This is a genomic window from Nocardia farcinica, from assembly GCF_029867845.1.
Classification (GTDB): domain Bacteria; phylum Actinomycetota; class Actinomycetes; order Mycobacteriales; family Mycobacteriaceae; genus Nocardia; species Nocardia farcinica_A.
This window is the reverse complement of record NZ_JARWRU010000424.1, coordinates 1-2,253: the sequence shown is the minus strand read 5'-3', so window position 1 is coordinate 2,253 and position 2,253 is coordinate 1. Positions and strand designations below refer to the sequence as shown.

Annotated in this window: 2 protein-coding genes; both read left to right on the top strand. The window is 70.8% G+C overall.

Annotation, left to right across the window (positions count from 1 at the left end; all coding sequences use genetic code 11):
- Positions 1-363 precede the first annotated feature (363 nt).
- A complete protein-coding gene (locus QH283_RS09015; RefSeq protein ID WP_280502562.1) occupies positions 364-1,278 on the top strand; it encodes a hypothetical protein in 915 nt (304 codons plus the stop codon).
- An 83-nt stretch (positions 1,279-1,361) separates the two neighbouring features.
- Positions 1,362-1,829, top strand: a complete 468-nt coding sequence (locus QH283_RS09010; RefSeq protein WP_280502561.1) for a winged helix-turn-helix transcriptional regulator — start codon at positions 1,362-1,364, stop codon at positions 1,827-1,829.
- Positions 1,830-2,253: the final 424 nt, after the last annotated feature.

The window sequence follows — 2,253 nt, the reverse complement described above, 5'->3', positions numbered from 1 at the left end:
CCCGCTTGGGTAGCAGCCTTGCGAGCGTGGCCCTGGCCCGCCGCACGATTCCCCGGGACGTGTTCTTGCCGATCGCCATCAGTGACACTCCGTTCCTTGTCGGCGATTCCCGATCACGCCGACGGCGTAGCGCGTTTCCTGCCCGGAAGGTCCGGTTCGGTCGCGTCATGAGACTAACGCCGTCTGCCGATCGTCGCTGGTCTGCCCCGATGGAAAGGCGGTTCGCCGGGGGCGGGGTCGTGCTCGTGCCGGGAGGTGCGGCGGGGCACAATCGTGGGGTGAGCCGTCCCGTCGTCGCCGAGATCCCCACCGATGCGTCGATGTGCCGGACGCGCGCACGCGGGTGAGAGGGGAACCAGGAAGGTGACGGGCGCGGAGACGGTGCTGTACGGCGGATTGCGCTGGCACGACGACGGCAGCTGGCACCACCGGTTGATCGCCGCGGACGGCACCAGCAGGGAACTGCCCGGCCGGGGCCACCGGCTCGCCTTCCGGCTGGCCGACGAACGCCGGTGGTGCCTGGGCTATTTCACCTTCGAGGACGGCGCGGGGAGCAGGCAGCCCTGCGCCACGGGCGCCGAGGCGACCAACGGCAGACAGTGTGAGCGCTGCCGCAAACGGGAGGGTTTCTCGGTGGTGCACCACCATCGGGGCGCGCTGGCGGAACTGCCGGGGCAGATCCGCGAGTACATCGGCAGGCCGCACCTGCTCTACATCGCCTGTTTCGGCCGGGGCGAGTGCAAGGTGGGCACCGCCCCGCTGACCAGGAGGAACACCCGCCTGTACGAACAGGGCGCGCTGCTGGCGCGGTTCGTGGCGTCCTCGCCCGACGGCCTGCACGTGCGGGACTCCGAACGGCTGGTGTCCGCGGCGGGATTCAAGGAGTCGGTGACCGTCCGGGCCAAGCTGGCCGCGCTGTCCGGCGCGCTGGAGGACTGGCCGAAGCTGGAACGCACGCTGGCGACCGCCGCCGCCCAGGCCGTCGACCACCTGCCGCCCGGAACCACCGTGCTGTCCGAGCCCTGGACCGGCGGTGAGCGTTTCCACCGCCGCCTGCGCGAGTACGGCCGCTTCCTCGACGTCGCCCCTCGGCCGGACGGCGCGGGCGAGTACGTCCTGGACGCCGTCGACGCCCACGGCCACGTCCTGCTCTGCCGCGCCGCGGACGACTCGCCGGAGCTGGTGCTGGTGGACGAATCCCCGTTCGTCGGCCGCCGCATCGTCCTCGACGACTCGATCGAGAATCGGCCTGCCGCAGCGCAGATGGGCCTGTTCTGAGCCGTGCGGCGCGGTGTGACCGGCCGGGTGCGACTGGCCGCGCGCTGGGTTTCGCCCAGCAACCCATTGGATAGCCTGCAAGCATGCCCAAGAACCTCGGTAAGGACTCGACCTGCTCGATCGCCCGTGCCCTCGACGTGGTGGGCGACGCCTGGACGCTGCTGATCGTGCGCGACGCGATGATCAAGGGATCGACCCGTTTCCAGGAGTTCAGGGACGGCCTCGGGATAGCGCCGAACATTCTGGCCAAACGCCTGTCGGCGCTGGTGGACGCGGGCATCATGGCCCGCCGCGGCTACCGGGAGGAGGGCGCGCGGGTGCGGGAGGAGTACGTGCTCACCGAATCGGGCCACGGCCTGAGCCTGGTGGTCGGCGCGCTGGCCGCCTGGGGCCGCACCCACCGGCCGCACCCGGACGGCATCTCGCCGCGCTTCGTCGCCGAGCGGACCGGCGTGGAAGCGGAACTGGCCTTCGTCACCCCCGACGGCGAACTCGTGTCCCCGAGCGAACTCTCGGCCGGCAGCACGCCGGATCTGCGATCGGTCTCGTGACGGAAGTTCTCCCCGCACCCGGCGCGGTGGACCGGCCAGACCGGGACGAGCGGCGCCGCCGGACGGCCGCCGACACCACAGCGGGGCTGTCAACGGGACTGTAACGCCCGGCGAAACAGCCGTCGGCTGTCCGCCGATTATCCGACTGTGCGGGCGATTCCGGTTGGACGGCGTGAATTCCCCGTGAAGAGCCGAAAGTCCTTGCCGTGGGTGCTCGATGGCGGACAGCGGGCGGGCCCGGCAGGTGGCAGCATCGAAGACGAGGGGCCTCGATCCGAGGTGTCGTGAGAAAGGGGAGACAGGGGAGATGACACGAATGGCGCGGCTGCTACGCATCGTCTCGTGTTCGCGGTGCTCGGGCACCGGCGGATAATTAGAAGTCCGTGCGTGGATCCACTTCCCGGCATGCGGCGGCACCCGGCAG

Bases quoted from the DNA above. Each gene is read 5' to 3' on its own strand.
- QH283_RS09010 (WP_280502561.1), top strand. From the start codon at position 1,362: ATGCCCAAGAACCTCGGTAAGGACTCGACCTGCTCGATCGCCCGTGCC.